Genomic DNA, 26,773 nt, shown 5'->3' on the forward strand with positions numbered 1-26,773 from the left:
AGTTAAAGTCCTTTTTTGAGTAAATATTGGTATGGCGTTTTGCTGGTATCACTGGCAATTAACGTGTGATCCATAAATTCACAAAAACTCGGAATATCACGAGTTGTGGCAGGATCATCTGCAATGACTAACAAGGTTTCACCTTCTGCCATTTTGCGTACTGTTTTTCGGATCATCATTACAGGTTCTGGGCATCGAAGGCCAAGTGCATCGAGTTGGTGTTGTGCCTGGGTATAAATATCGTTCATTAAATGCTGTCTATGTTTACTTATCAAATTAGCGCTAATGTTACTCTTGTCATTAAAGCTTGCCAAGTTTGCTTGGTTTTTAAGTTATATTGAGTTTTTTATTATTTTTTAATTTTCATAAAACATGTTTCACGTGGAACATTAGCCAAAGTAGAAGAATTTTAAAATAAAAAAACGAGCCAATTTGGCTCGTTTTTACAACTCACTTCATACAACTGAAAAGTATCAGCTTGGTATGAGAACGATTAAACGCGTTCGAATACAGTTGCGATACCTTGACCTAAACCGATACACATAGTGGCAAGACCAAGCGTTGCATCTTTTTCTTCCATCAAGTTGATCAGTGTTGTCGAGATACGTGCGCCAGAACAACCTAGTGGGTGGCCCAATGCAATTGCGCCACCGTTCAGGTTAATTTTTTCATCGACAACATCTTGCAAGCCAAGATCTTTAACACAAGGTAATGACTGTGCAGCAAACGCTTCGTTTAATTCGATAAGGTCTAAATCGGCAACCGACAAGCCCGCGCGTGCTAATGCTTTTTTGGTGGCAGGTACTGGACCATAGCCCATAATTGCAGCATCACAACCGGCAACAGCCATTGAACGAATACGTGCACGAATGGTTAAGCCTAAAGCACGTGCTTTAGATTCTTCCATCACTAACATTGCAGAAGCACCGTCAGATAATGCAGATGATGTACCTGCAGTCACCGTGCCGTTAACTGGGTCGAATGCTGGGCGTAAACCCGCAAGTGACTCTAGTGTCGTTTCTGGACGAATTACTTCGTCGGTCATCACTTTAATTAGTGCGCCGTTGGCATCGTGGCCTTCAATGCCCCAAATTTCTTTAGCAAAGCGACCTTCGATAGTTGCAGCATGGGCACGTTGGTGAGAACGTACAGCAAATGCATCTTGTTGCTCACGAGTGATACCGTGCATTTTACCTAACATTTCAGCGGTTAAGCCCATCATGCCAGATGCTTTAGCTACGCGGTTTGCAAGGCCTGGGTGAAAATCAACACCGTGGTTCATTGGTACATGACCCATGTGCTCAACACCACCAATAATGAAGGTATCACCTTGGCCAGTCATAATGGCGCGAGCCGCTTGATGAAGGGCGTCCATTGACGAACCACATAAACGGTTTACCGTTACAGCGCCAGCCGTTTTAGGAATACCAGCTAACAATGATGCATTACGGGCAATGTTAAAGCCTTGCTCTAGAGTTTGCTGCACACAACCCCAAATAACATCTTCAATGTCGTTTGGGTCTAATTGTGGGTTGCGCACCATTAGTGCTTTCATTAGTTCTGCAGACAATGTTTCTGCACGTACATTTCTAAATACCCCTGCCTTAGAACGGCCCATTGGGGTGCGAATGCAGTCTACGATAACAGCTTGTTTCATGATTTAATTCCTTTCACACTAATTAGGCTTGGTAGTAACTACCATTGTTGGCTGCAAGTGCACGCATTGCATCGGTAACCTGATATAAGCCACCAAGATGTGCGTATTTGTCTGCTAGGGCAACAAAGTTTGCTACGCCCATGGTGTCTAAGTAACGGAATACACCGCCACGGAATGGAGGGAAACCAATACCGTAAACTAGACCCATATCGCCTTCAGCAGGTGATGCAATAATGCCTTCTTCTAAACAACGAACCGTTTCGATGATCATCGGGATCATACAGCGAGCGATGATGTCATCAGACTCAAATGCCTTTAATTCACCGAACTCAGCGCTTAATAATTCATAGCTTGTTGGATCAATGTCTTTCTTCGGCTTACCACGACGGTCAACAGAATAGGCATAGAAACCTTTAGTGTTTTTCTGACCTAGACGTTTATTTTCAAACATAATGTCGATAGCGTCTTTGCCATTTTTACCCATGCGATCTGGGAAGCCTTCAGCCATAACTGCTTGGGCGTGGTGACCAGTATCTAAACCGACTACGTCAAGTAAGTAAGCTGGGCCCATTGGCCAACCGAACTGTTTTTCCATGACTTTATCAACGGCAGCAAAGTCAGCACCTTCAGCAAGTAGACCACTGAAGCCTGCAAAGTATGGGAACAATACGCGGTTAACAAAGAAGCCGGGGCAATCATTGACTACGATTGGAGTTTTACCCATTTTGCTGGCGTAAGCCACTACCGTTGCGATGGTTTCTTCAGAGCTGTGCTCACCACGGATAATTTCAACTAATGGCATTTTGTGCACAGGGTTAAAGAAGTGCATACCGCAGAAACGTTCAGGTTTCTTAAGGCTTTTAGCCAGTAAGTTGATTGAGATAGTCGAGGTATTTGATGCAATAATGGCATCTTCTGATACGTAACCTTCAACTTCTGCTAGTACAGTAGCCTTAACTTTTGGATGTTCAACAACCGCTTCTACAACGATATCGCTATTTTTGATAGCGGCATAATCTAGTGAAGGCGTGATGTTGTTTAATACTTTAGCCATTTTCTCTGGCGTAGAACGACCACGAGCAACTTGTGTTGTCAGAATTTTAGCTGCTTCGTTCAAGCCTAGCTCTAATGCTGGCTGAGCGATGTCTTTCATCACAATTGGTGTGCCTTTGCTGGCGCTTTGGTAAGCAATACCGCCGCCCATAATACCTGCACCCAATACCGCTGCTTGGTTAACATCTTTAGCGAGTTTACCGGCTTTCTTTGCTTTACCTTTAACGAACTGGTCATTTAAGAAAATACCAATTAGCGCTTGGGCTACATCTGTTTTAGCTAATTTAATGAACGCCAGCGCTTCTACTTTTAATGCGCCATCACGGTCCAAACCTGCAGCTTGTTCAACAACATTCACAGCGGCCATTGGCGCTGGATAATGCTTGCCTGCAACAGAAAACACCATTCCTTTTGCGGTAGCAAAAGACATCATGGCTTCAAGTTTTGGTAACTGTAATGGTGATTGCTTTTTGGTGCGACGAGCTTGCCAATCAAGGCTACCATTAAGGGCATCATGCAACATTTGAATCGCAGCAGCTTCTAGGTTTTCTGGTGCGACAACGGCATCAATAGCGCCTACTTTTAAAGCATCTTCTGGACGTTGGTCTTTAGCGGTGGTGATCCACTCAAGTGCATTATCTGCACCGATTACTCGAGGTAAACGCACTGTGCCACCAAAACCAGGAATAAGACCTAATTTGGTTTCTGGTAAACCGATGCGAGCATTGGTATCTGCAACGCGTAAGTCAGTCGCTAAAATGGTTTCGCAACCACCGCCTAACGCAAAACCGTTAATTGCTGAAGCTGTCGGAAACGGCAAGTCTTCTAGCTTATTGAATACTGCGTTGGCTTGTTCAACCCAAGCTAGCAACGTGGCATCGTCTTGCTGAAATAGCGTTAAGAATTCGGTAATGTCTGCGCCAACAATAAAGGTGCTTTTTGCTGATGTAAGCAGCAAGGCTTTAATATTGGTATTTTGTTTGATGCTATCTAGGGCGGCATCTAGAGAGGCTATTGTTTCTCTGTCGAGTTTATTTACCGAACCTTGTGCGTTAAAGCACAGTTTGGCAATATTATCTTCAAGTAACTCAACCTGAATGGTAGGGCTTTGGTAGATCATTGCTTGCTTCCTTATTGCTTAAAAGCGACTTCCACATCTTATTTACTGTGCAGTTATCAAGCTTGAATCACAGCAGTTTCGGCCATCTATTGACCAGCTAATTCTCAGTGTGCGACTAAATGAGATAAATTACAACACCCAATTTAAACGGCCGTTTAATTTCTTATCATCTAGCGAGGTCTTTTTCTGTTTGTGATAGACTTATTGGGTTAAAACTCATGCAAAGGGATAGTCAATGGATCAGTTAGCACATCTGTATCATGCGCACATGGCGGAATTAAATCGCCGAGTAGGCGAAATTTGTCAGCGTGAAAATATTTCGGGTTTAGTGATTCACTCTGGACAACCTCATCGACAGTTTTTAGATGACCTAAATTATCCCTTTAAAGTGAACCCGCAGTTTAAAGCTTGGTTACCTATTTTAGATACGCCAAATTGTTGGGTTATCGCTAATGGCCAAGATAAGCCTACTTTAGTGTTTTATCGCCCAGTTGATTTTTGGCATAAAGTGAATGATGTACCGCAAGCTTTTTGGACTGAGCATTTTGATATTCAATTACTGACCAAGCCAGATCGAATTGCTGACTTTTTACCTAAAGATTTAGCCTCGTGGGCGTATATTGGTGAACACTTAGATGTTGCTGATGTATTGGGTTTTTCGGCTCGTAACCCTGATGCAGTAATGAACTATCTACATTATCATCGTGCTGACAAAACTCAGTATGAACTTGAGTGCATGCGCCGAGCGAACCAAATTGCGGTAAAAGGGCATTTGGCTGCCAAAAATGCATTTTATGATGGTGCTAGTGAGTTTGAAATTCAGCAACGTTATTTGCTCGAAATTGGCCAAGGCGAAAATGAAGTGCCTTACGGCAATATCGTGGCATTAAATCAAAATGCCGCTATTTTACATTACACCGCTTTAGAGCATGTTAAGCCTGCGCAGCGTTTATCTTTTTTGATTGATGCTGGGGCCAGTTATCATGGCTATGCCGCAGATATTACCCGTACTTACTCATTCGAGAAAAATCGTTTTTACGAATTAATAGTCGCATTGGATAAAGTGCAATTAGCCATTATTGAGCAGATGAAGCCAGGGGTTAAGTACGTCGACCTGCACATCGCGACACACCATCATATAGGTCAATTACTGATTGATTTTGGCTTGGCGAATGGCACTGCTGAACAGTTAGTTGCCCAAGGCGTAACAAGTGCCTTTTTCCCACATGGATTAGGGCATATGTTGGGGTTACAAGTTCATGATATGGGCGGTTATTCCCATGATGAGCGCGGAACCCATATTGCTGCACCTGAGGCGCATCCATTTTTACGTTGCACTAGAGTATTGGCTGCAAATCAGGTACTGACTATTGAGCCTGGTCTTTATATTATCGATACCTTACTTAATCAGTTATCTGCTACAGCTAAGCAAGCTATTAATTGGACTACAGTTGATGAGATGCGTCCATTTGGTGGGATTCGCATTGAAGATAACGTCATTGTGCATCAAGACCGAGTAGAAAATATGACGAGAGAGTTTGGTCTAGTTGATTGAGTCATATTTAATACCACAAGCTAACGTATTGATAGAAGAAGAGATAAAGCATAGCCGCTTTATCTCTTTGTTATTTCACTGCCCACATCCTAATGATATGAAGTTAGCGCTCACTGACATAAAGCAGCAATATCCTGGGGCCAACCATTACTGCTACGCATTTGTAGCTGGCAGCCCAGAAAATACCATTGATATGGGCGCTAGCGATGATGGCGAACCGTCAGGTAGTGCTGGCAAACCCATGCTCGCATGCTTACAAGGCGCAAAAATTGGTGAGCTAGGCGTTATTGTTGTGCGTTATTTTGGTGGTACTAAGTTGGGTGTGGGCGGTTTAGTACGTGCTTATACCTCAGGTATAAAGCAAGGATTAACGCAAATACAGACTCAGGTTAAGCATCTAAGGTATCCTGCACGCTTGGTATGCCATTATGCTCAACTCACCGATGTTGAGTATTTGGTTGCTCAATATGATGGCGTGGTAATGGATAAAGAGTTTACCGACAAAGTAGAAATACATTTTGAACTGGCTAAATCGCACCATCAGGCTTTTAATCAAGCATTAGCTACCCAGACGCAGGGCCAGCTTCAAGTAAAGTTTACAGTTTGAGCTATGACGAACTTATGCCAAAATGTCACTCAATTGTTAAATTCGACGCAGCACAACTTAAACAGAACCCTTAATGCAATATAAAACAATTATTAGAATCACCGGTTTGCTGATGGGATTATTTTCAATCACCATGCTGCCGTCAGCATTAGTGGCTATCTTATATAAAGATGGTGGTGGTACTGCATTTATTCAGGCCTTTTTTGTCAGTATTTTTCTGGGCTTTTTATTATGGTATCCCAACCGCCATCAAAAAGGCGATTTACGCACCCGAGAAGGATTCTTGATTGTAGTGTTGTTCTGGACTGTGCTTGGATCGATAGGGGCACTGCCATTTATTTTTTCTAATAACCCCGATTTAAGCTGGACCGACAGTTTTTTTGAATCGTTTTCGGCCTTAACGACCACGGGAGCGACCGTGATTGTTGGGCTAGATGACTTGCCTAAGTCAATATTGTTCTATCGCCATTTACTGCAGTGGATGGGCGGCATGGGTATCATCGTACTCGCTGTGGCCATTTTACCTCTGTTGGGTATTGGTGGTATGCAGCTGTATAAAGCTGAAGTGCCAGGTCCGGTTAAAGACACTAAGGTTACTCCCCGTATAGCCGAAACAGCCAAAGCCTTATGGTACATTTACTTCTTGCTTACTACCGCTTGTGCATTGGCATTTTACTTTGCCGGTATGGATGCATTTGATGCTATTTGCCATTCATTTTCGACTATTGCTATTGGTGGTTTTTCGACTCACGATGCCAGTATTGGTTACTTTCAAAGCCCGTTGATTAACGTGATTTGTGCGTTTTTCTTGTTGATTGCGGCAGTCAATTTTAGCTTACACTTTGCCGCATTTACTCGCCGTGGCATTAACGTCAAAGTATATTTAAAAGATGCAGAATTTAAGGTGCTTATTGCGGTGCAGCTGGTATTGACCGCAATTTGTTTTGCTACCTTGTATCAGTCTGGAATTTACGACTCCCCAGAGAAAACACTCGATTACGCCTTCTTTCAAGTAGTATCGATTTCAACAACGGCGGGTTTTGGCACAGAAAGCTTTCATTCCTGGCCGCTGTTTTTACCTATTCTATTAATATTCTCAAGCTTTATTGGTGGTTGTGCTGGCTCGACTGGCGGCGGCATGAAGGTGATTCGTTTAATTCTATTGGTGCTACAAGGGTCGCGTGAGCTGAAACGACTTGTTCATCCTAAAGCTATGTATTCCATTAGAATTGGCTCGACGGCCTTACCCGACAGAATTATTGATGCGGTATGGGGATTCTTCTCTGCTTATGCTTTAGTGTTTGTGGTGTGTATGGTGATTTTAATGGCAATGGATATGGACGCCATTACTGCATTTAGTGCAACGGCAGCCAGTTTAAATAACTTAGGCCCTGGTTTGGGTGATGTAGCATCAAATTATTCCAGTATTTCAGACGGTGCTAAGTGGGTACTGGTGATGGCAATGCTATTTGGTCGATTAGAAGTGTTCACCTTATTGGTGCTATTTACCCCCACATTTTGGAAGAATTAATGTTAAATACTGTGATTTTATATTCAACGGTCGATGGGCAAACACTGGCAATTTGTCAGAAAATTAAGCAAATATTAGTTGAGCAGGGTGAGCAAGTTAGCGTGGTTAACCTAGCTGAGGTTGAGGCTGATGATTTAGCTAGTGTTGATAAAGTGGTGATTGGTGCCAGTATTCGATATGGCAAACATCGACCTGAATTATTCAAGTTTGTTGAGCAACACAAAGTCCTACTAGACACTAAGCACAATAGTTTTTTTAGCGTAAACGTTGTGGCAAGAAAGCCTGAAAAAAACACCCCTGAAACTAATCCATATATGCAGAAGTTTTCAAATTTATCAGCCTGGAAACCTCAGTTATTAGGTGTTTTTGCCGGTAAAATTGACTACCCTCGTTACCGATTTTTCGATAAGTTTATGATCCGATTTATCATGTGGATGACCAAGGGGCCGACAGATACTCAGGGTACGTTTGAGTTTACTGACTGGGGCAAAGTAGATGACTACGCTAAACAAATAGCAGCGCAAAAATAATTCATACACAATAGCGTGCCCAATATGCCTTATTGAAAACGCCGTTTACTCTATGTGACTTAAGTATCTAAGTTGTTTAAATCTTAGTCACAGTAGTTGTTCAGTCAAACAGTTGTTAGGCACAATAGCGTCGATGTAGTATCGAGATCACTTCGGTGACTTGCTCATTTTTAAGCGTGTAGTAAACTACTTGTGAGCTCTTACGAGTGTTGACCAAATCTTGGGTACGCAGTACCGCTAAATGCTGTGACAAAGCTGATTGGCTCAGTGGCACGGTCTCATTTAATTCAGTGACACTTAATTCTTGTTCTAACAATAAACATAAAATCATTAAGCGGTAAGGATTCGCAATGGCTTTTAGCCATTGTGCTGCCGTTTCTGCATTATTAAGCATGGTTGCAACATCGATATCTTGCTTCATGAGTGTCCTTATATAACCTTAAATTACGATCTGGTTTGGGTTTTCTGTATTTTGTTCATTATCATACTTCTGCATCATGGAGATCTCAATTTTAACTATTAAATATATGAGCTATTTCTAATTTGTGATCATTGCAGAGGTTTAAAAAGGCTTTTTTTGCCAAACTGAGGCAAATAATCCAACAATGAGAATCGCAAAATGGCCAATATTTTAGTGTTATATTATTCCCGAGGTGGCCATACGGCACATATTAGCCGTGCAATAGCAGAACAAATTCAATCTAAAGGCGATAATTGTGATGTGGTTAATCTTCAAGATAAAGCGCAAATTGAATGGGCCAAATACCAAGCTGTTGCGTTAGGGGCTTGTGTATTATATGGCTCGTATCATAAATCGGTGTTTGAGTTCGTGCGTGAAAATCAACAGCATTTATCGCAACTGCAAAATAGTTTTTTTTGCGTCAATGTTGTGGCTCGTAATCCTGAAAAGCGCATTCCTGAAAACAATAAATATCTACAGAAGTTTTTAACTTTATCTGAGTGGCAACCGCAAGATGTGAAAATTATTGCCGGTAAAGTCGATTATCCTTCTTGGCCTTGGTATGACAGCTTGATGATCCGCCTTATTATGAAAATGACCGATGGCCCCACCGACCCAACAGCAATTATTGATTATACCGATTGGAATGATGTGAAGGTTTATGCTGATCATATTGCCAAGTTAGCGACCGTCGTACCTGCGTAGTGATTTATACCCAACAGATGGTTAACTAAGGCTCATCAGTGACAGGTTAACCATCAACCCAGCCGCATCTTAAGACGATAATCTAGCCTATATTAAAAACGCCAAAATTTAGGATGAAACAACACTGCGACAGTCAGTATTTCTAAACGCCCTAATAACATTCCTATTGCTAAAGCCCACTTAGCGACGTCGGGAAGTGGGGCAAAGTTTCCTGCAGGACCAATAATCGGACCAAGGCCTGGTCCTACGTTTGCCACTGCGGTTATTGCTCCGGTAAAGCTAGTCATCGGATCTAATCCGGTCAGTACGAGTGTGATTGACAGTAATAATATCACTACGATCATCAGCATAAAAAACGCCATTATTGAACGGACAATATCATCTTGAATCCGGTGGCCATTGTATTTGTCTTTAAAGACTCCATTTGGGTGGAATTGCTGTTTAATCTGCTGACGCATAATTGAGAATGCTATTTGAAAACGAAATATTTTTATGCCACCAGATGTTGAGCCTGAACAACTGCCTATAAACATTAAAAACAGAAATGCGACACTGGCAACAGATCCCCACGATTGATAATCGGTTAGTCCGTAACCGGTTGTCGTGATGACCGAAATAACATTGAAGCTTGCGAGTCTTAAAGCATCCATAAAGTCTATTTGCTGGTGTTGCCACAGCCAAAAGGCTAATGAGAATGACACTAGTAACACAAAGCGTAAAAAGCCTTTTACTTGTTGATCATTCCATAAGCGTAAGCTGCGTTGTTGTATGGTTTGAACAAACATTAGTAACGGTAATCCACCCGCTAACATAAACACAATACCAACCCAATGTGCCTCGTGTGAAAAGGCCGCCATTGAGCTGTCTGAAGTGGAATATCCACCTGTTGATAATGTGGTCATGGCATGGTTGATAGCTTCAAACCAATGCATGCCAGCAAGGTGATAGGACAATGTGCACAGTAGTGTTAAGGCGACATAGATCAGAAATAAATGTTTGGCCATGTGCTGGGTGCGAGGAATCGTTTTGTCGCTCCAGTCTGATGATTCAGTTCTAAATAAGCGCATTCCCCCCACGTTCAAAAACGGCAGGATTGCCACGGCCATTACAATGAAACCAATGCCGCCAAGCCATTGCAATAATGAACGCCAGACTAAGATACTATGGTCCATACTGTCTAAACCGGATAATACTGTTGAACCGGTAGTGGTTATGCCTGACATCGTTTCAAAAAAAGCGTCAGTATAATTAATACCGTGATAAAGCGTGAAGGGCAGTGCGGCGAATAAGCTCACGACAAACCAAGTGATACTGGTCAACATAAACATATCGCGAATGTTAAGACTAAAATGATGGTTGCGACCATTTTGAATGCACAAAATAGCAATAAAGCCGGTAAATAAACCGGACAGCATAAAGTCACCGATGGTTTCTTCGCCATAAAATAGTGCGAAAGCCATTGGAACTAACATAAATCCTGTCAGTATTGAGAGAAAAATACCGAGGATGAAAATGATTTGTTTGACGTTAAACATAAGAACTTAAAAGAAAAAAGCACTTGGTTGAAACAGTTTCTCTACGTCACCGATGAACTTCTTATTCACTAAGAATAAAATAACATGGTCACCCTGTTCGATTACCGTTTTGTCATGGCCCATTAACACTTCATCATTACGTACAATGGCACCAATAGTTGTGCCTGGCGGTAGTTTGATGTTGCCAATCTGTTTACCGACAACTTTTGACGTGCTTGAGTCTCCATGGGCAATCGCTTCAATGGCTTCTGCTGCACCACGGCGTAATGAGTAAACATTACATATATCACCTTGGCGAATATGAGTCAGTAACGCTGAAATGGTGGCTTGCTGAGGAGATATGGCTATATCAATGTTAGCTTCTTGCACAATATCAACATAGGCTTCACGTTGAATAAGTACCATGACCTTTTTCGCCCCCATGCGTTTAGCAAGTAGGGCAGACATAATATTGGCTTCGTCATCATTGGTGACAGCGATAAACACATCGGTTTGATCGATATTTTCTTCCAACAGTAATTCTTGGTCTGAAGCATCGCCACAAAACACGGTGGTTTTTTCCAGTTTTTCTGAAAGTAACTCCGCGCGTTCTTGACGGTGTTCAATTAACTTAACCGAATGAGTACGTTGCAACTTTTGCGCAAGACCAAAACCAATATTACCGCCACCCGCAATCATGATATTGCGGTACGAATTATCCAGTTTTTGCATCTCACTCATTACTGCACGAATATGACGACTATCGGCGACGAAAAATACCTCATCATCGGCTTCAATAATGGTCGTGCCGCGCGGCATGATAGGCCGGCCTTGCCTAAAAATAGCGGCTACGCGGGTATCAATATTGGGCATGTGCTCACGTAATGTGGCTAATGCGTTACCCACTAACGGGCCGCCATAATAAGCTTTAACCGCAACAAGACTTAGCTTACCTTTAGCAAATTCAAGTACTTGCAGTGCACCTGGGTATTCTACTAATCTTTGTATGTAAGCGGTCACTAACTGCTCAGGTGCAATCAGCTCATCAATAATAAAACCGCCACGTGGCTTAGCGTCACCGCTTTTAATTTCACTATTGATAAACAGTTTATCTTGAAGTTCTAAATAAGCTTCTGAGCGAATACGAGCAATTTTAGTTGGTGTACCAAATAAGCTGTAAGCAATTTGACAAGCTGCCATGTTACATTCATCGCTATTGGTTACCGCAATGAGCATGTCAGCATCTTCTGCACCAGCTTCTTTTAATACACTCGGATGAGCGCCATGACCGACAACAACACGTAGGTCAAACTTGTCTTGTAATAGCCTTAGCCGAGCGCGATTACTGTCGACGAGTGTGATGTCGTTATTTTCACCGACTAAGTTTTCAGCTAACGTGCCGCCTACTTGCCCAGCCCCTAAAATAATAATTTTCATGGCTTGAGGTACATCCTTAAATTGCTTTAACTAGGCGCGCGTAATAAAAGCCGTCCATATTGTCTTGTCCTGGAAAAATTTGCCAACCGATATCACTGATATGAGCTTGTTGCTCTATCGGTACTAAACTCGCATCGGCTGTCCGTGCTAGAAACTGTTCAACTTGTTGGCTGTTTTCCTGCGGTAAAATAGAGCAGGTTGCATATAATAAAGTGCCACCCGGTTTAAGCCATTGCCAACAATGATCCAATATCTGTTTTTGTAGGTTGGCTAACTCTTCAATATCGCTATTTTTACGTAACCATTTTATGTCTGGATGACGGCGAATTACCCCAGTTGCAGAACAAGGTGCATCAAGCAAGATTCGATCAAATTGTTGTCCTTGCCACCATGATGGAATATCTGCCGCATCGCCGTGAATAAGTTGCGCTTTTAAATGCAACCTGTCCAGATTTTGTTGTACCCGAGCAAGGCGTTTTTGATCAAAGTCGACAGCGACTAAATTGATAGTGGGAGCAAGCTCTAGTAAATGGCAACTTTTTCCGCCAGGAGCGGCGCAGGCGTCTAAAACAAGTTCATCTGCTGTTGGCGCTAGTAAGGTTGCAGCCCATTGTGCCGCACCATCTTGGACCGATGCTGCGCCTTCCATAAAGTCGGGTAATGCAGCGACATCTTTTGCGCTTTCGAGCAATATAGCATTTGGGCTTGAACCGGCTTGGGCTGAAATATCATGTTGGGCTAGTGCCGCTAAATAAGCATCACATGTCTGTGATTGCTGATTATTACGTAGCCACATTGGCGGACGCTGGTGGCTCTGCTCAATAATGTCTTGCCAGTTATCTGAATACGCTTGTTGTAAACGCTTAATAAACCAAGCTGGAGTATTAAAGCGTAGCGTGTCTGAGTCAGTATTTAATTCGCTATCTTGACGCTGAATATTACGCAATACGCCATTGACCACTTTCACCAAGCCATCAAAACGTAATTGTCTGCAAGCTTCAGCCGTTTCTGAAATCGCCGCATGCGCAGGGATACGGGTAAAGTAAAGTTGGTAACAACCTACTATCAGCAGTTGATGCAATATACGCTGTTTACCTTTAAACGGTTTCGCTAAGCAGTCACTTACACACTTGTCTAGTTGCGGTAATTGACGCATAACGCCGTAACATAATTCAGCTAATAAGGCTTTGTCTTTGCCATTTTGTAAGTGTTGCTGTTGATCGGGTAGAGCCACCGATAACGAAATTCCTTTTTCAAGGACTTCATAAATTGCTTTAGCTGCTAGTGCGCGAACATTCATGCTAGTTAGCCTCTTGGTTTAAACACACACCTGCGGTAAACCAATCACCACGAGCATTAAGAATGTCGGCCACATCAAGCGGCTTTTTGTTGGGCAGTTGCATGGTTTTAATCATTAACTTGCCGTCTGCGGTAGCAATTTCAATACCTTGCTTGGTCGCTGCAATAATGGTTCCTGGCGCTTGCGAGCAGAGTTCTGCGCTGTAATCTGCTTGCCACACTTTAATCACGCTTTGTTGGTGTTCAAAATAACTTACTGGCCATGGATTGAAGGCGCGAATGTCTTGCCACAACTGTTTTGCGCTTTTATTCCAATCAAGACGAGCTTCTTCTTTGGACAATTTTTCAGCGTAGTTAGCCAGAGTTTCATCTTGCTTTTGTGCTTTGAGGCTACCATCACTTAAACCAATCAGTGCTTGTACTAAGGCTTTTGGCCCTTGTTCTGCTAGCTTTTCATAAAGGCTAGCCGAGGTATCCGTAGCCTCTATCGGTAAGTGCGTTTTGAGCAGCATGTCGCCAGTATCTAGGCCAATATCCATCTGCATAATGGTGACACCTGTTTCGGTATCACCTGCCCATAAAGCCCGCTGTATTGGAGCGGCTCCACGCCAGCGAGGTAAAATTGAACCGTGCACATTGATACAACCTAAACGCGGGGTATCAAGCACTACCTTTGGCAGAATCAACCCGTAAGCCACAACAATCATAATATCTGCATTAAGAGCTGCTAATTCCGCTTGTGCCTCTTCATTACGTAATGATGCAGGCTGAAATACCGGAATAGCATGCTCTAAAGCCAAAGCTTTTACTGGGCTGGCGGTGAGTTTCTTACCTCGACCAGCAGGCCTATCTGGTTGAGTATAAGTCGCAATCACATCGTGTTCAGAGTCGATGAGTGCTTGTAAGTGTCGAGCTGCGAAATCCGGAGTACCGGCAAAGATAATTTTTAACGGTTTCAAATTTTTTCCTATGCTTCTCTAGCATCTAAACGAGCTTCTTTTTCAAGCTTAGTTTTAATGCGTTGACGTTTTAGAGGCGATAAATAATCGACAAATAGCTTACCTTTAAGGTGATCCATCTCGTGTTGAATACAAATAGCAAACAACTCATCTGCTTCAACGGTAAACTCTTTACCGTGACGATCTAGCGCTTTTAAGGTGACAAATTCTGCACGGTCAACTTTGGCATAAATACCGGGTACCGATAGGCAACCTTCTTCATTAGCCAAGTCACCACTGCTAGCCACTATTTGAGGATTAATAAAAATAGTTGGCCGTTCAACCTCATCTTGTAGATCCATCACAATCAATTGTTGATGAAAATCCACTTGAGTAGCAGCTAAACCGATACCTTTCTCTAGGTACATGGTTTCGAGCATGTTATCTATTTGTGTCTGTAATTGTGGACCGAAATCCGTTACAGGTTGAGCAATAGTGCGTAAACGTTCGTCTGGAAAGCGTAAAACATTAAGTAATGGCATATATAAACTCTTAGCAAGTCTGTCAAATTTCAGCCAGTTAGCTATACTGGCCATTGCGATTAGGGTAATTTTAATCCTTACAGCCTATCAATAACAGCAAAAAGCTCTAATAAAGAGCTAAACAACATGGACTGCACCATGAAACGCCTACTTTTACTTGCTTTTTTATGTCTAAATTCTTATTGGGTCAATGCTGATACATTAACCTTGAAAGCTGGACACCCAGATACGTATATCGTCAAAAAGGGCGATACTCTGTGGGATATTTCTGGTTATTTTTTAAATGACCCATGGCGTTGGCCTAAATTGTGGGGGAGCAATCCGCAAATTGCTAACCCACATTTAATTTATCCTGGTGATCGACTGACATTAGTCTTTATTGATGGTCAGCCCCGTTTGGTTGTTAAGCAGCACATTAAAAAGAGTCCAGAAGGACGTGTGATATCCAAAGATGGTCCAATTCCTCCTGTTGACCTTGCGTTAATTAAGCCCTATTTAGTGCAGAATAGAGTGGTCGATCCTACTTGGTTAGCTGGACTGCCGATTGTCATGAGTGGTGAAAGTCCATCAATTCATCATGTGGTCAATGACGTTGTATATGTGAATGCGAAGCTTGAGCAAGGTCTTAAAGTGGCAATTTATCAAACTGGACGTGAGTTTTTTGCTCCAGATAGCGGTGAATTATTAGGCCAAGAACTTATTTTAACTTCGAGTGGACGTGTTATTGAGTCTGGCGATATATCAAAAGTTGAATTACTGAGCAGTTTACGTGAAACCAAAGGTGGCTTTCATGTTGCACCTGTAGAAGATGAAGCGTTAATGTCTGCTTATTTTATTCCTAAAGCGGCAGAGTTAAGTGTTGCTACTTCTATTATCGGTACTATTGGTCATATTCGCGAAGCGGGTAAGTTAGACGTTGTCTATATTGACCGTGGTGCCAATGACGGCGTTGAGACTGGACATGTTTTTTCAATGTTCCGTGATGGCGAAAGCATTATTATTGATAATGATGGTAATCCTGTTCGCCCTCTTGACCGTTCATCTTACGATAAAGTACTGGCTAATTTTTCAGAAGATACCGCATATAAAATGCCCGATGTTTTTCATGGTAATTTAATGGTTTTTAAAGTGTTTGATAAAACCAGTTTAGGGCTGATTATGTTTAATGACCATCCAGTTCGAGTGGGTGATAAATTAACAAAACCAAATCCATTGACAATTAAAGGTGAATAATTTCAGATAAACTGGTCGACTGGCTAGTTGTTTGTGCAGTATCTGGGCTAGGACCTGCTCGGATTCAACAATTGTTAACTCAAATGGACGTTGAAGAGATTCGTCAACGTCTAGAGTTTGAACCACAGGCCTTGCCTTTATCGGCAAGCCTGTTGGCTAAATGCCATATCGACTTTAATAAAGTAGAGCAAGCCCTAACTTGGCTCGATTCGCAACCTAATCACTACATTGTGACCCTTTCTGATTCACTTTACCCTCCATTACTTGCGCAAATATCAGATCCACCTCAGGTATTATTTATTAAAGGCTCGATAGAATCCCTTTTATTACCGAGTATTGCGATTGTTGGTAGCCGTAATGCCTCTCGAGGCGGCTTAGATATGGCAGCAGATCTCGCTGGTCATTTAGCTAATCAAGGTTTTTCGATCACTAGTGGCATGGCGACGGGTATTGATGGTGCAGCCCATAAAGCGACTTTGGCGGTTGATGGAACGACCATGGCGGTGTTGGGTTGTGGGGTCGAGTGTATTTATCCTAAGCGTCATCAACACTTGTATCATGACATTATTAATACCGGTTGCGTAATCAGTGAATACTGGCCAAGTATAGGGCCTTTTGCTGGTAACTTTCCTCGGCGTAACCGGATTGTCAGTGGCTTAAGTCTGGGTACCGTGGTAGTAGAAGCAAGCCGTAAAAGTGGTTCATTAATCAGTGCTAGGCTGGCAATGGAGCAAAATCGTGAAGTGTTTGCTGTACCAGGCTCCGTGTTAGGAGGATATAGCCAAGGTTGTCATGATTTGATTAAAAATGGTGCAAAACTTGTCGAGTCTGCTGCCGATATAATAGAAGAATTAGGCTGTTTATCAGATTATCACCTTGAACAATTGCATCTACGGCACCATATACAGGATAATGATGTTAGTGATTTGCCATTTCCTCCGCTGTTAGCTAGTGTAGGATATGAAACTACCGCGATAGATTCGGTAGTTGAGGATAGTGGGAAACCGATAGATCTGGTGTTAATACAAATGCTTGAACTTGAATTACAAGGGTGGGTTGCAGCTGTGCCCGGTGGTTACGTCAGACTAAAGAGGAGTTAGCCATGTTCGATATCCTCATGTATTTATTTGAAAATTATGTTCATAGTGAGATTGAGTTATTAGTTGATGAAGATGAACTCACTAAAGAGTTAACCCGTGCGGGTTTTCATCAAGTTGATATTATCAAAGCACTTTCTTGGTTAGAGCACTTAGCTGATCTACAAGAGAGTGATAAACCGTACTTGTGTAATCATGCACAACATTCATTCCGTATTTATACTAAAGCGGAAATGGCCAAATTAGATGTTGAGTGTCGTGGTTTTTTACTGTTTTTAGAACAGATTCAAGTACTCAGTGTCGAAACTCGTGAAATGGTTATTGACCGTGTTATGGAGTTAGATGAGCCAACATTAGAGTTAGAAGATCTCAAATGGGTGGTATTAATGGTACTATTTAATGTGCCAGGAAATGAGTCAGCCTATGAGCAAATGGAAGATTTAATCTTCGAGCAGCCAGAGGGGCGCTTACACTCATAACAGAAAGGAGGCTTAGCCTCCTTTTTTAGGTCTATAGAATATTACTCACAGAGAAACCCATGTCGAAAATTGATCAGCAACTTTTTACTGTCCACGAACATGCATTGGAGAAAGAGTTTGAACTTTGTCCTGTTTGTGGTGCTGAGTTGTCGGTTAAACACAGTAAACATGGCAGTTTTGTGGGCTGTAATAACTATCCAACCTGCGATTATACCCGTCCGCTAGTGCAGCATGAGTCGATTGGAACCCAAATTATTAGCGGTTCTGAATGCCCTAAATGTGGTAATGAGTTGGCTGTTAAGTCTGGTCGATTTGGTATTTTTATCGGCTGTACGCATTATCCGGAATGTACCCACATTGAAAAACATGACCACGCCAACGAAGCTGAGCAGATAACTTGCCCACTGTGTAAAAAAGGCCATCTAGAGTCTCGTACTAGCCGGTATGGCAAAACTTTTTTTGCATGTAGTGCCTACCCAAAATGCAAGTTTATCGTAAACTACCCTCCACATAATGAAGCATGCCCAGAGTGTGGCTTCGGCATTTTAGTCGAGCGTAAAGGTGCGGCTGGTAGCCGAGTCGAGTGTCCGCAAAAATCCTGTAAATATAAGCGTGCTTTATAACTTTTTATATCACTAATTTGATGGAAGGAAATTCAATGTTGCAACTGCAGCCATCGGCTGTCGCCACCACAATACAACAAGGTGGCGTGATAGCTTATCCAACAGAAGCTGTATTTGGTTTAGGATGTGATCCTGATAATGATAGTGCTATCGAGAAACTGTTGGCAGTAAAACAGCGTCCTTGGCAAAAAGGCTTAATTTTGGTGGCCAGTTCATTTGAGCAACTATTACCTTATCTTGATATCACTCAATTAACTGAGCAACAACTGCAGTTTGCTCAATCAAAGTGGCCAGGGCCATTTACGTTTGTTATGCCTATTCAGTCACACGTATCAAAATTATTGTGCGGCGAGTTTGATTCAATTGCCGTAAGGGTATCTGCTCACCCAGTAGTTCGAGAGCTATGCGACACCCTCAATAAACCCCTAGTATCGACAAGTGCCAATTTGGCCGGTGAGCAACCGGTGGTCGATGCACAACATATCATCACTGATTTTAGCGATAAAATTGATGCATTGATTTTAGGTAAGCTGGGCGAACAACGTCAGCCATCAACCATCATCGATGCTCGCAGTGGTCAAATTCTTCGTAATGGAAGCTAATACTATGTCAAACACCTCTTCCCATGTGCCAGACGCACAACAAGTAAAATCGTTTTTGTTGGGATTACAGCAAAATATTTGTCAGCGTTTAGAGCTGCTCGACGGTAAAGCGACGTTTAAAGCGGATTCGTGGGAACGTGAAGAAGGTGGCGGTGGTACTAGTCGAGTATTAACTCAGGGCCAAGTGTTTGAGCAAGCCGGTGTTAACTTCTCACATGTAATGGGCGCTGCTATGCCCGCATCGGCCACGGCACATCGTCCTGAATTAGCTGGCCGTAGTTTTGAAGCTATGGGGGTGTCATTGGTTATTCACCCTAATAATCCGTTTATTCCGACCACGCATGCTAACGTGCGTTTTTTTATTGCCCGTAAAGAAGGTGCTGATCCGGTATGGTGGTTTGGTGGTGGATTTGATTTAACGCCTTATTATCCTTTCAAAGAAGATGTCGTTAGCTGGCACCAAACGGCTAAAGATATTTGCGATCCATTTGGTGAAGACGTTTATCCCAAGTATAAAAAATGGTGTGATGAGTACTTCTTCTTACCGCACCGCAATGAAACCCGTGGTGTTGGTGGATTGTTTTTTGATGATCTTAACGAGCCTGGCTTTGAGCGAAGCTTTGAGTTTATGCAAGCGGTAGGTAACGGCTTTATTGAAGCTTATGCGCCGATAGTTGAACGCAACAAAGAGTTAGAATATGGCGATGATGAACGTCAGTTCCAACTTTATCGCCGTGGTCGCTATGTTGAGTTTAATTTGGTTTATGATCGTGGCACTTTATTTGGCCTGCAAACAGGTGGCCGAACTGAATCTATTTTAATGTCGATGCCACCATTGGTTCGCTGGGAATATGCATTCACCCCAGAAGAAGGGACAGCAGAAGCTGAACTGTATGACATCTACTTAAAACCACAAGATTGGTTGGCTGCGGTCTAACTATTACGCATATTGTCAGCTAGTGTAGAAATAGCCTGAATAATCACTTGTTGATGTTCAGGCTTTTTTATGTTGTTTTGAATGGCTGCACGCATACAGATTAACCATTGATCTCGCATCGATTCATCAATAGCAAAAGGCATGTGCCTGGCGCGTAAAGCCGGATGACCATGTTTTTGTTGGTACAATTGTGGTCCGCCTAACCAGCCACTTAAGTACTCATACAGTTTTTGTTCAGACTCTTGCATTGGCGAGCGATGTATCGCTAATAATGTTTGAGTTTCGGGGCGCGTTTGCATCTGTTGATAAAAGTCATGGGCAATAGCGCGGATCACCTTATCGCCACCAATGAGGTCGTAGGCATTTGATTGCGCTGTGTCTCTGCCATCAACAGCTTGCGGCTTAGTGAATAATTTACGTAACCAGTTCATATTATCAGTGTTTAAGAGTGTCGGCGTTATTATAACGAAATCGATGTCATGGCAGGATCATTTTATTGTTAACGTTTTGATACCAATTATTTAACGATTAGGTTGTATTTCGGCAGTTAACTTGGTTAGATTGGTCGCAAAATAAGACAGGAGATCCCAATGGCAAAGTTAATGCCTTCTTTGGTAGCTGTGGCGCTATCAACTGCAATTGCAGGTTGTAGCCCAGCAGAACAACAAGACCCAAAAATCACAATTAATGCCAATCCGTATCCAAGTACTTATCAAATACTGCCTAATTCAACCACACTGCTTAAAAATGCCATTGTATTAACCGGTACTGGTGAGCGTATTGATGATGCTGATGTATTGATAAAAGACGGCAAAATTAGTGCTGTGGGTCAACAGCTTTCCGCTGAAGGTGCAGTAGTTGTCGACGCTAAAGGCAAATGGATTACCCCAGGTATCATTGATGTGCATTCACACTTAGGGGTTTATCCAAGCCCAAATGCCGAGTCACACAATGACGGCAATGAAATGACTAATCCGGTAACCGCTGAAGTATGGGCTGAGCATAGAGTATGGCCACAAGACCCTGGGTTTAATCGTGCCCGAGAAGGTGGTATCACTACGCTACAAATTTTACCTGGTTCAGCCAACCTGATTGGTGGCCGTGGGGTGACACTCAAAAATGTTCCCGCTACGACCATGCAAGCGATGAAGTTCCCAGCCGCGCCTTATGGATTAAAAATGGCCTGTGGTGAAAATCCTAAATCTTTATATGGCAGCCGTAACGAATTACCTATGACTCGTATGGGTAATATGGCGGGCTACCGTACAGCGTTTATTCAAGCAACAGAATACAAACGTGCTTGGGATAAATATGATGCTGACTATGCCGCAGGTAAGAACCCTGTAGCACCTAAGCGCGACTTAATGAAAGATACGCTTAAAGGTGTGCTTGAAGGTGATATTTTAATTCACAACCATTGTTACAAAGCTGAAGAAATGGCGATGATGATCGACCTAGGTAAAGAGTTCGGTTATCACGCTGGCACATTCCATCATGCTGTTGAAGCATACAAAATTGCCGATTTATTGGCTGAAAATGGTAACTGTGCAGCTATGTGGCCAGATTGGTGGGGCTTTAAATTAGAAGCTTATGACATGGTGCTTGAAAATGTTGCCATGGTCGATGCGGTTAAAAACTCTTGTGCTGTCGTACATTCAGACTCTGGCGTAACCATTCAGCGCCTTAATCAAGAAACGGCAAAAATCATGAATAACGCGAATGATAACGGCTTTGACTTAAAAGCTGAGCACGTAATTGGTTGGATTACTGCTAATGCGGCAAAATCATTGGGTATTAGCGATAAGACCGGTTCACTCGAAAAGGGTAAAAATGCAGATGTGGTTGTATGGAATACCAACCCGTTTAGCGTATACGCCCAAGCTGAACAGGTATTTATTGACGGTGCAAAAGTGTATGACCGCCAAGATCCTACCTACCAGGCACAAAGTGACTTTATGTTAGGTCAACAATAAGGAGCAAGACAATGACACTATTTAAAAAATCTGCACTTGCTTTAAGTTTATCGGTCGGTCTGGCATTGAGTTGTGTGGTTCAAGCTGAAAGTATAGCAATTATCCATGCCACAGTGCATACCGCCACAGAGCAAGGGGTATTAACCGATGCTACTGTTGTGATTGAAGATGGCACTATTGTAGCCATTAATCCGGCATCACCGACAGCCGATACCGTGATAGATGCTAAAGGGGCAATATTAACTCCAGGCTTTATCGCGAGTATGAATGATTTAGGGTTAGTAGAAATCGGTGCGGTAGCCTCTTCACGTGATGCTTACGAAAAAGAAGCTGATGTCATTTTTGATCCTAGTTTAGCTTACAACCCCAAGGCGTCTACGGTGCCATTAGCTCGCAAAGGCGGAATAACTCGTAATGTAGTGTCATCTGGCGGTGGCGAAGGCATTTTTGCAGGACAAACATTTACTGTAGATTTAAGTGGTGATTGGGACAGTATACTGGCCGCTAACACCGGATTAGTGGTTGCATTAGGTGCCAAAGAAGAAGGCTCGCGTGCTGCAGGAATGCAGCAATTGATCCATAAACTTGAGGATGCTAAAAAAGCGCAAGCCAAAAAGAGTAAAGCGAAAAAAACAGCTGACGATGATAGTGATGTACCAAGTCGTGAAGATGATATTATTAACGCGGTACTCGCGGGTGAAAAACCATTAATTATCGCAGTAGACCGTGCCAGTGATATTTTGCATTTAATTAAGCTTAAACAAGACTTGAGCATAGACCTTGTTTTGGTCAATGCAGCTGATGCCGTATTAGTGGCGGATAAGCTCGCGCAAGCAAATATCCCTGTGGTTATTGATAGCATGCGTAACTTACCAGAAAGTTTTGATTCGTTGCATAATTCACTCGAAAATGCAGGTAAACTAGCAAAAGCGGGTGTCAAAGTAGCCATTGCTTTACCTGGTGATAGCCATGGTATTTACGCACTCCGTTTTAGTGCCGGTAATGCGGTTGCTAACGGGATGAACTATGAAGATGCTCTGGCTTCTGTGACGGCAAATGTGGCTGATATTTTCCATTTAGACTCCGGGCGTATTGCGGTCGGTAAGCCAGCAGATTTAGTGTTATGGAGCGGTGATCCTTTCGAGTTCAGTAGTAAAGTACAAAAGATGTGGATTGCAGGAGAGGAGCAAAGCACTGACAGTCGTCAAGACAAGCTCCGTGATCGCTATTTACAAAAAACAGCAATGCCTGAAGCATATAGCCGATAACATCTCACTCTTTACGTGGGATGTTTTCCTAAATCGTTAATGAAGAGACAAAGCGAATGACAGATAAATATGCTGTATTTGGGAATCCGATAGCGCAAAGTAAGTCACCATTTATACATACTGAGTTTGCCAAGCAAACTCAGCAAGACTTAAGCTATGACGCTATTCTCGCGCCTGTCGATCAATTTGACTCTTCGTTAGCGGCATTTTTTGCCGATGGTGGTAAAGGCGCCAATGTTACAGCACCTTTTAAAGAACAAGCATTTTCCATGTGTGACGAACTCAGTGAAATGGCTAAACTCGCTGGTTCAGTAAATACCCTGTTTAATTTACCCGACGGTAAAATTGGCGGTGACAATACCGATGGTGTTGGCTTGGTGAATGACCTTGAAATGCTGTTTGGTTCGCTAAAAGGTAAGCGAGTGTTATTGGTGGGTGCTGGTGGCGCGGCAAGAGGCTGTATTTTACCTATATTACAGCACAATGTGGCTCAGTTGATTATCTGTAATCGGACTCACGAAAAAGCAGAGCAACTTCAAACCTTATTCAATGAGTACGGTAACTTTTTTGCTAAACCCATTGAAGATCTAATATCGCCATTTGATTTAGTTATTAACTCAACTTCAGCTGGTCTATCTGGACAATTAATTGCCTTGCCTAGCGTTATCGTCGATGAAACAACAGATTGTTACGACATGACTTATAGTCAACAAACCACAGTTTTTAATCAATGGGCTCAAGCGCAAAATGCGCGTAAAACTGCTGATGGTTTAGGTATGTTGGTTGGTCAAGCGGCTAAAAGCTTTAGTTTATGGCGTGGGATTACTCCTGATACGGGTTCGGTTATGCGAAAACTGCGTGAATCATTAGCGCAAGAGGCAATAGATTAATGAATCAAAGCGTGATATTTACCGATCAAGTCTATCCCGAAACCAATCAAGTGAAGTTTATTGCTCAGCAACAAGGCGTAAATATCAACTGTTATGCCAGTTTCTCGGTCATCAGTGAGCTTTGCGACAAGCAAGTTGTCAGTGGAAGTAATGCCGTGTGTTTATTTGAGCAATGTCGTTTTGATCTTGAAGACCAGGCAGAAGCATTGATCGAACAAGAAGCTTTTAATGACAGTGGTGACATTATACTAGCTTAAGGCTGAGCCAGTTGTTTCTTCAGTCGCTTTTGGCTATACATATTATTATCTGCCTGTTTAAACGCGTTAGCCCAATCTTGATCATACTGAGCAAATCCGTAGCTAAAATGAATTGCGGGGCTTAACAGCGCTAGGTCATGCTGCAATTGTATTACTTGCTGCTCTAAGACATCGATGGGGCCACGGCATAATGCAATAAATTCATCACCGCCATATCTCGCGACTAAAAAATGAGGATGCCACATTGATTTTAGTGATTGCGCAAAAGCCTTTAATGCATCGTCCCCGGCCTGATGTCCGTGCTGATCATTTAGCGGCTTTAAGTTATCCATATCCAAAATAATGATATAGCTTGCTAACTCTGGGTGATGTTGCCATTGCAGAATCGTTGCATCAAATTTTTTGCGATTATACAGCTCGGTTAAGCCGTCATAATCAGCCAAAATCTCAATTTTTTTAGACTTTTGGTACAGTGAAATCGCGTTTGCGGCTTCTGATGTAAGAATATTAACCAGATTTATATCATAGTCACCAAAGGCTTCCATCTTGCTACTGTCTAAATTCATCATTCCGTAAAGCTCTCCGTCAATACGGATAGGGCTAGACAAGGTGGAACAAATGGGTTTTATTGACGCATGTAAAAGTGCATGTTGGTCATCGTTAGTGAGGGTACTTTTAGCATTGATGTTTTTCATATTGTTAATAACAACAGCTTTATCACAACGGCCATGAGTCTTTCTGAATTGAAAAGTCTCCTCAAGAGTAAAATTTATTTTTCGAAGTGCCTTTATATCCAAGCCCACTACCGACTCAAATTGTAGTCTTTTAGTTTTTTTATCAACCAGAATAATACTGCCCATTTCAGCATCATCTATAGCACTTACCGCTTTTTGTAATAGGGCGTCTAAAAAAGCATTTTCAGAATCATATTGACTAGATAAATTCACCAACTCAAAAGTGGTATCGTTAATGTGGATCACATGCTCTAAATGTTGCCAAAGCCGCAAAATATTTTGTTTGTGTATGTAATACGTAATGCCATAACTCAAAGCATAAACACTGCAAATAAGTATTAGATATAAATAGGGAATTGAATTCTCGGGTATGGCGAATGTGAAAATGAGGACGAACAATAATAAAGGCACAGCAAGTAGCAGTAGGTGACTCTTAACGTTGACATAGGCAATGTGTTTATTGTTAATGCTACCTTTAGTTTGCACGGTTATCATCCTTGGTAAAAAATCGGTAATACTGTTTAGCATTAAACATTGTAATAGTCGTGCCTCAGGTCAAACAATAAAAAATGCAGCCTAACTCAGATTGTCTGCACATATTTCAATAATGACAAAATAATACAACATACCTAAATCACTATTCATTATATAAAACCTTGTGAGTTTATCAGTGAATACTCTAGATGAATGTGTAAGATTATTTATTATGGAGTGGCGTTAGATGAAATAGGCCAACATTATATTGGCCTATTTCATTTATGTTAAGCAATTCTACTGTTGCAAGTCGACCAAGTATTCATTTTTTAAACGGACATAATTATCCGCTGACTGTGGTAAAAATTCACGTTCGGCTTCAGTTAATGGCCTTACTTGTTTACATGGACTGCCAACATATAAATAACCACTCTGCAAAACTTTATTGGGAGGAACTAATGAACCGGCTCCCACAATCACATCATCTTCTACTATTGCACCATCAAGTAAGATAGCACCCATACCGATAAGTACGCGATGACCAATCTTGCAGCCATGCAGCATAGCTTTGTGACCAATAGTGACATCATCACCAATAATCAATGGATGCCCATCAGGGTTTGCCGAAGACTTACGGCTTACATGTAATATGCTGCCGTCTTGCACGTTACTGCGTTTACCTATACGTATCTTATTTACGTCACCGCGCGCAGCAACTAATGGCCAAACACTCGCGTCATGGTCTAATTTAATGTCACCAACCAGCACTGCAGACTCGTCAACATAGACGTTATCAGCTAAATTAGGGTGAATTCCTTGGTAAGTTCTTATATTAGTCGACATAACAATCCTTATAGATTCATGGTTTGTGACAGTATAATGCTTAAAAACTAGCTGGTCAGGCTAAATTATCCGCAAACAAGCCATAAATAACAAATAACCTTAAAAAAGGCCTTGCGCAAAAACGTGTGGTGCCTATAATGCGCATCCACTGACACGGCAGACAGCGTAAGCGGTTACCGAATCAGGTTGAATTAAGTGCTTCAAAACACAGAGTTCAAGGCGAAAAGAAAGTTTGAAAAAACACTTGACGCCAACACGGGAAAGCGTAGAATACGCACCCCAAGCCAGCGACCTAGCGTCTTATGGTGATGTCTGAAAAATTGATATCAACGTTCTTTAACAATCTAAACAAGAAATCTGTGTGGACATTCACAGGTATTGAGTTATTCGAAATTGTCTTCTGTTCTTCGGAATG

At 42.2% G+C, this 26,773-nt stretch carries 27 protein-coding genes; 15 read left to right on the forward strand and 12 right to left on the reverse strand.

Annotated elements, in window-relative coordinates:
* Positions 1–2: 2 nt before the first annotated feature.
* The 3 genes from tusA to fadB form a co-directional block, all read right to left on the reverse strand.
* Entirely contained in the window at positions 3–248 is a 246-nt protein-coding gene (gene tusA / locus EGC86_RS19570; RefSeq protein WP_102036113.1) for a sulfurtransferase TusA, read from the reverse strand.
* Between the two features lie 245 nt (positions 249–493).
* On the reverse strand, positions 494–1,657 hold the full coding sequence (fadA, locus tag EGC86_RS19575; RefSeq protein ID WP_011635504.1) for an acetyl-CoA C-acyltransferase FadA: 1,164 nt from the start codon (positions 1,655–1,657) through the stop codon (positions 494–496).
* Positions 1,658–1,679: 22 nt separating this feature from the next.
* Positions 1,680–3,830 carry a fatty acid oxidation complex subunit alpha FadB gene (gene fadB / locus EGC86_RS19580; protein WP_123778739.1) on the reverse strand — a complete coding sequence of 717 codons (2,151 nt, stop codon included), beginning with the start codon at positions 3,828–3,830 and terminating at the stop codon, positions 1,680–1,682.
* A 235-nt stretch (positions 3,831–4,065) separates the two neighbouring features.
* Between fadB and pepQ the strand changes: the two genes are divergently transcribed.
* The 4 genes from pepQ (at position 4,066) to hemG (EGC86_RS19600) (ending at position 8,053) form a co-directional block, all read left to right on the forward strand.
* Positions 4,066–5,385 (forward strand): Xaa-Pro dipeptidase, encoded by a 1,320-nt coding sequence (gene pepQ / locus EGC86_RS19585; protein ID WP_123778741.1) that lies wholly within the window; start codon positions 4,066–4,068, stop codon positions 5,383–5,385.
* Positions 5,378–5,992 carry a YigZ family protein gene (locus EGC86_RS19590; protein WP_123778743.1) on the forward strand — a complete coding sequence of 205 codons (615 nt, stop codon included), beginning with the start codon at positions 5,378–5,380 and terminating at the stop codon, positions 5,990–5,992. Before pepQ ends, EGC86_RS19590 begins: the two co-directional genes overlap by 8 nt.
* Before the next feature lie 73 nt (positions 5,993–6,065).
* The gene (locus tag EGC86_RS19595; RefSeq protein WP_011635508.1) at positions 6,066–7,523 is read left to right on the forward strand and encodes a TrkH family potassium uptake protein; all 1,458 of its coding nucleotides are present in this window, start codon (positions 6,066–6,068) and stop codon (positions 7,521–7,523) included.
* Entirely contained in the window at positions 7,523–8,053 is a 531-nt protein-coding gene (gene hemG, locus EGC86_RS19600; RefSeq protein ID WP_011635509.1) for a menaquinone-dependent protoporphyrinogen IX dehydrogenase, read from the forward strand. Before EGC86_RS19595 ends, hemG (EGC86_RS19600) begins: the two co-directional genes overlap by 1 nt.
* 115 nt (positions 8,054–8,168) lie before the next feature.
* On the opposite strand, the gene EGC86_RS19605 is transcribed toward hemG (EGC86_RS19600), so the two are convergent.
* Positions 8,169–8,474, reverse strand: coding sequence for an ArsR/SmtB family transcription factor (locus EGC86_RS19605; RefSeq protein ID WP_011635510.1), 306 nt, complete (start codon positions 8,472–8,474; stop codon positions 8,169–8,171).
* Positions 8,475–8,672: 198 nt separating this feature from the next.
* Between EGC86_RS19605 and hemG (EGC86_RS19610) the strand changes: the two genes are divergently transcribed.
* Positions 8,673–9,218 (forward strand): menaquinone-dependent protoporphyrinogen IX dehydrogenase, encoded by a 546-nt coding sequence (hemG, locus tag EGC86_RS19610; protein ID WP_123778745.1) that lies wholly within the window; start codon positions 8,673–8,675, stop codon positions 9,216–9,218.
* 92 nt (positions 9,219–9,310) lie between these two features.
* Here hemG (EGC86_RS19610) and EGC86_RS19615 read toward each other — a convergent pair whose 3' ends face one another.
* Genes EGC86_RS19615 through def form a run of 5 tightly spaced genes read right to left on the reverse strand, consistent with a single transcriptional unit; the run spans position 9,311 to position 14,948 of the window.
* Positions 9,311–10,753 carry a TrkH family potassium uptake protein gene (locus EGC86_RS19615; protein ID WP_011635512.1) on the reverse strand — a complete coding sequence of 481 codons (1,443 nt, stop codon included), beginning with the start codon at positions 10,751–10,753 and terminating at the stop codon, positions 9,311–9,313.
* A gap of 6 nt (positions 10,754–10,759) precedes the next feature.
* Positions 10,760–12,169, reverse strand: coding sequence for a Trk system potassium transporter TrkA (trkA, locus tag EGC86_RS19620; RefSeq protein ID WP_123778746.1), 1,410 nt, complete (start codon positions 12,167–12,169; stop codon positions 10,760–10,762).
* Positions 12,170–12,185: 16 nt separating this feature from the next.
* On the reverse strand, positions 12,186–13,469 hold the full coding sequence (gene rsmB, locus EGC86_RS19625) for a 16S rRNA (cytosine(967)-C(5))-methyltransferase RsmB (protein WP_123778747.1): 1,284 nt from the start codon (positions 13,467–13,469) through the stop codon (positions 12,186–12,188).
* 1 nt (position 13,470) lies between these two features.
* On the reverse strand, positions 13,471–14,427 hold the full coding sequence (gene fmt, locus EGC86_RS19630) for a methionyl-tRNA formyltransferase (protein WP_123778749.1): 957 nt from the start codon (positions 14,425–14,427) through the stop codon (positions 13,471–13,473).
* Between the two features lie 8 nt (positions 14,428–14,435).
* Positions 14,436–14,948: a peptide deformylase gene (gene def, locus EGC86_RS19635; protein ID WP_101087380.1), complete on the reverse strand. Its 513-nt coding sequence runs from the start codon at positions 14,946–14,948 to the stop codon at positions 14,436–14,438.
* Positions 14,949–15,074: 126 nt separating this feature from the next.
* On the opposite strand from def, the gene EGC86_RS19640 reads away from it, so the two are divergent.
* From EGC86_RS19640 to hemF, 6 genes are all read left to right on the forward strand, one after another.
* Entirely contained in the window at positions 15,075–16,181 is a 1,107-nt protein-coding gene (locus tag EGC86_RS19640; protein ID WP_011635517.1) for a LysM peptidoglycan-binding domain-containing protein, read from the forward strand.
* Between the two features lie 71 nt (positions 16,182–16,252).
* Positions 16,253–17,281, forward strand: coding sequence for a DNA-processing protein DprA (gene dprA / locus EGC86_RS19645; protein WP_483475606.1), 1,029 nt, complete (start codon positions 16,253–16,255; stop codon positions 17,279–17,281).
* 2 nt (positions 17,282–17,283) lie between these two features.
* Entirely contained in the window at positions 17,284–17,757 is a 474-nt protein-coding gene (locus tag EGC86_RS19650) for a DUF494 family protein (protein ID WP_011635519.1), read from the forward strand.
* A 59-nt stretch (positions 17,758–17,816) separates the two neighbouring features.
* Positions 17,817–18,380 carry a DNA topoisomerase family protein gene (locus EGC86_RS19655; RefSeq protein WP_123778753.1) on the forward strand — a complete coding sequence of 188 codons (564 nt, stop codon included), beginning with the start codon at positions 17,817–17,819 and terminating at the stop codon, positions 18,378–18,380.
* Between the two features lie 35 nt (positions 18,381–18,415).
* A complete protein-coding gene (gene tsaC / locus EGC86_RS19660) occupies positions 18,416–18,982 on the forward strand; it encodes an L-threonylcarbamoyladenylate synthase type 1 TsaC (protein WP_059746088.1) in 567 nt (188 codons plus the stop codon).
* Between the two features lie 4 nt (positions 18,983–18,986).
* On the forward strand, positions 18,987–19,919 hold the full coding sequence (hemF, locus tag EGC86_RS19665) for an oxygen-dependent coproporphyrinogen oxidase (protein WP_011635522.1): 933 nt from the start codon (positions 18,987–18,989) through the stop codon (positions 19,917–19,919).
* Here the strand turns inward: hemF and EGC86_RS19670 are convergent.
* Positions 19,916–20,350, reverse strand: coding sequence for a group II truncated hemoglobin (locus tag EGC86_RS19670; protein ID WP_123778756.1), 435 nt, complete (start codon positions 20,348–20,350; stop codon positions 19,916–19,918). The two genes, hemF and EGC86_RS19670, sit on opposite strands and share 4 nt — an antisense overlap.
* Before the next feature lie 159 nt (positions 20,351–20,509).
* On the opposite strand from EGC86_RS19670, the gene EGC86_RS19675 reads away from it, so the two are divergent.
* The 4 genes from EGC86_RS19675 to EGC86_RS19690 are packed head-to-tail and all read left to right on the forward strand — an operon-like array spanning position 20,510 to position 24,307.
* Positions 20,510–21,892: an amidohydrolase gene (locus EGC86_RS19675; protein WP_123778758.1), complete on the forward strand. Its 1,383-nt coding sequence runs from the start codon at positions 20,510–20,512 to the stop codon at positions 21,890–21,892.
* Positions 21,893–21,903: 11 nt separating this feature from the next.
* Positions 21,904–23,160: an amidohydrolase family protein gene (locus tag EGC86_RS19680; RefSeq protein ID WP_123778760.1), complete on the forward strand. Its 1,257-nt coding sequence runs from the start codon at positions 21,904–21,906 to the stop codon at positions 23,158–23,160.
* A gap of 56 nt (positions 23,161–23,216) precedes the next feature.
* The gene (gene aroE, locus EGC86_RS19685) at positions 23,217–24,050 is read left to right on the forward strand and encodes a shikimate dehydrogenase (RefSeq protein ID WP_123778761.1); all 834 of its coding nucleotides are present in this window, start codon (positions 23,217–23,219) and stop codon (positions 24,048–24,050) included.
* Complete coding sequence (locus tag EGC86_RS19690; protein ID WP_059746082.1) at positions 24,050–24,307, forward strand: DUF1488 family protein; 258 nt, start codon at positions 24,050–24,052, stop codon at positions 24,305–24,307. The genes aroE and EGC86_RS19690 overlap by 1 nt, the downstream gene beginning before the upstream one ends.
* Here EGC86_RS19690 and EGC86_RS19695 read toward each other — a convergent pair.
* Entirely contained in the window at positions 24,304–25,527 is a 1,224-nt protein-coding gene (locus EGC86_RS19695) for a sensor domain-containing diguanylate cyclase (RefSeq protein ID WP_123778762.1), read from the reverse strand. The two genes, EGC86_RS19690 and EGC86_RS19695, sit on opposite strands and share 4 nt — an antisense overlap.
* A gap of 285 nt (positions 25,528–25,812) precedes the next feature.
* On the reverse strand, positions 25,813–26,358 hold the full coding sequence (locus EGC86_RS19700) for a gamma carbonic anhydrase family protein (RefSeq protein ID WP_123778763.1): 546 nt from the start codon (positions 26,356–26,358) through the stop codon (positions 25,813–25,815).
* Positions 26,359–26,773: the final 415 nt, after the last annotated feature.

The organism is Shewanella frigidimarina (genome assembly GCF_003797125.1).
Taxonomy (GTDB): Bacteria; Pseudomonadota; Gammaproteobacteria; order Enterobacterales; family Shewanellaceae; genus Shewanella; species Shewanella frigidimarina.